Annotated in this window: 3 protein-coding genes; all 3 read left to right on the top strand. The window is 76.0% G+C overall.

Annotation, left to right across the window (positions count from 1 at the left end; translation table 11 throughout):
* Positions 1–75: 75 nt before the first annotated feature.
* The 3 genes from L7D48_RS28155 to L7D48_RS28145 all read left to right on the top strand — a co-directional run bounded on the left by L7D48_RS28155 (position 76) and on the right by L7D48_RS28145 (position 2,397).
* Positions 76–618, top strand: a complete 543-nt coding sequence (locus L7D48_RS28155) for a GNAT family N-acetyltransferase (protein WP_237883823.1) — start codon at positions 76–78, stop codon at positions 616–618.
* A gap of 115 nt (positions 619–733) precedes the next feature.
* Positions 734–1,882: a flavin-containing monooxygenase gene (locus tag L7D48_RS28150; protein WP_374494102.1), complete on the top strand. Its 1,149-nt coding sequence runs from the start codon at positions 734–736 to the stop codon at positions 1,880–1,882.
* Positions 1,883–1,914: 32 nt separating this feature from the next.
* A complete protein-coding gene (locus tag L7D48_RS28145; protein ID WP_279950603.1) occupies positions 1,915–2,397 on the top strand; it encodes an NUDIX domain-containing protein in 483 nt (160 codons plus the stop codon).
* Positions 2,398–2,421 lie beyond the last annotated feature (24 nt).

Raw genomic sequence — 2,421 nt, 5'->3', positions numbered from 1 at the left:
CTCCCCGTCCCCCGTCCCCGTTCCCTTCGCACACCTCTCGGATTGGCGGGCCCCCTGCCGGAGCAGGATCGGGGTGTGACGACGACGAGCGCGAGGACGTGCGGGGAGCAGTTCGCGGTGGTGCGGCTGCCGGAGTTCACCGGGGCCGACCGGGAGGAGGTCTGCGGGGGTGTCCCCGACCCCTACCAGATCGAGGGGCTGGTCATGGCGTGGCGGCCCAAGCGGGAGCACTTCGGCATCCGGCGGGAGGGCCGCCTGGTCGCGCACGCGGGTCTGGTGACCGTGCCGGTCTCCGTCGCGGGCCGGCGTACCGAGGCGGTGGGCCTGGGCGGTGTGATCGTCGCCCCCGGGCTGCGCGGGCAGGGCCTGGCCCGGGCGGTCGTCACCGCGGCGATGGACCACGCACGCGGTATGGGCCCCGGCGCCGGCCTGCTGTTCTGCTGGCCGGAGCTGATGCCGGTCTACGAGGCCCTGGGCTGGCGGGAGTTGGAGGAGCACGTCCGCGTCGACCAGCCCGACGGGCCGGTGACCATGCCGATGCGCACCATGTGGACGCCGCTGCGCGAGGGCGCCGGCTGGCCGCCCGGCCCGGTGCACCTGCTGTCGCTGCCGTTCTAGCGCCGAGTGAGTCGGGGTTTGTCCGGCCCCGGCCCGGGAAGCCGGGCCCGCGGTGCCGTCCCGGCGTTCGGAGGCCGGGCGCCCGGGGGAGGAAGCGGGGCATAGACTCATGGGCATGCACATGTCCGACGACAGCAGACCGGTGCACATCATCGGGGGAGGACCCGGCGGGCTGGCCACCGCCGCCGCGCTCAAGGAGCGCGGCATACGGTCCGTCGTGCTGGAGAGGTCCGGCTCCGTCGGGGCCTCCTGGCGCGGCCACTACGACCGGCTGCGACTGCACACCACGCGCCGCCGGTCCGCGCTGCCCGGCATGCCGATCCCGCGCTCGTACGGGCGCTGGGTGCGCCGGGACGACCTGGTGCGCTACCTGGAGGAGTACGCGCTCCACCACCGGCTGGAGATCGCCGCGGGCGTTGAGGTCAACCGCGTCGACCGGGCCGACGACGGAAGCTGGATACTGCGGGCCAACGGCGGCCGGGAGCTGGCCGCGCCGGTGGTCGTGGTGGCCACCGGGCACAACCACACCCCGCGCGTGCCCGACTGGCCCGGGCGCGACTCGTTCGAGGGCGAGCTGCTGCACGCCCGCTCCTACCGCGACGCCCAGCCGTACGAGGGCCGGGACGTGCTGGTCGTCGGCACCGGCAACACCGGCACCGAGATAGCCCTGGACCTGGCCGAGGGCGGCGCGGCGCGGGTGCGGCTCGCGGTGCGCACCCCGCCCCACATCGTCCGCCGCTCCACCCTGGGCTGGCCCGCGCAGGCCACCGGCATCGCGGTGCGGCGGCTGCCGGTGCGCGTGGTGGACTCCATGGCCCGGGGGCTGGCGAAGGTCTCCCTGCCGGACCTGTCGTCGCACGGCCTGCCGCGCCCCGACACCGGGCTGTACACCCGGGTGCGGCAGGGCGCGATCCCCGTGCAGGACACGGGTTTCGTCAAGGCGGTGCGCCGGGGGCGGATAGAGCCGGTGGCGGCGGTGGAGTCCTTCGACGGGGCCCGGGTCACCCTCGCCGACGGCAGCACCATCGCCCCGGACGCCGTCATAGCGGCCACCGGCTACCGGCGCGGGCTGGAGGAGATGGTGGGCCACCTCGGTGTGCTGGACGAGCGCGGGCTGCCCCGCGCCCGCGGCCCCCGTACGCTGCCGACCGCCGCGGGCCTGTACTTCACCGGCTACACCAACCCCATCAGCGGCATGCTGCGGGAACTGGCCATCGACGCGAGGAAGATCGCCCGCGCCGTCGCCCGCACGACGACCGAGTGACGAGCCGGCCGGCGGACGGGCCGACAGGCCCTGTGCCGGACCCGGTCGCGTGTCCGCCCGCCGCGCGGGTCGTCTGCCTGGACGCCGCCGACCGCGTCCTCCTGCTGAAGTGGCGCGACCCGTACGACGGTTCACGGCTCTGGGAACCGCCCGGCGGCGGCATCGAGCCCGGTGAGACGCCGCTGGAGGCGGCACGGCGCGAACTGGCCGAGGAGACCGGGCTGGACCCTGCCGCGGTCCTGGACCGACCGGTGCCCGTCGACCGCGACGTGCGGTGGAGGGGACGGCGGTACTCCGGCACGGAACTGTTCTTCCCCGCCCGCTTCGGTGGCGAGCGGCCGGCGGTGTCGAGGAGCGGCCTGCTCCCCCACGAGCGGGCCTCGCTGGAGGGGTGCGCCTGGGTGCCGTGGCCGGACCTGGGCTCGCCGCCCGGCCGGGTCGAGCCGCCGCACCTGCTCTCCGTACTGGCGGCCCTGCTGCCGGACGGCCCCTGGGGCGAGCGGTTCACCCCGTGACCGCCGCCGGGGAGGGCAGGGGGC

The organism is Streptomyces sp. ICN903, from assembly GCF_022015835.1.
In the GTDB taxonomy this organism is placed as follows: Bacteria; Actinomycetota; Actinomycetes; order Streptomycetales; family Streptomycetaceae; genus Streptomyces; species Streptomyces fenghuangensis.
Note: the sequence above shows the minus strand (reverse complement) of the source record. Positions and strands in the feature narration are given on the sequence as shown.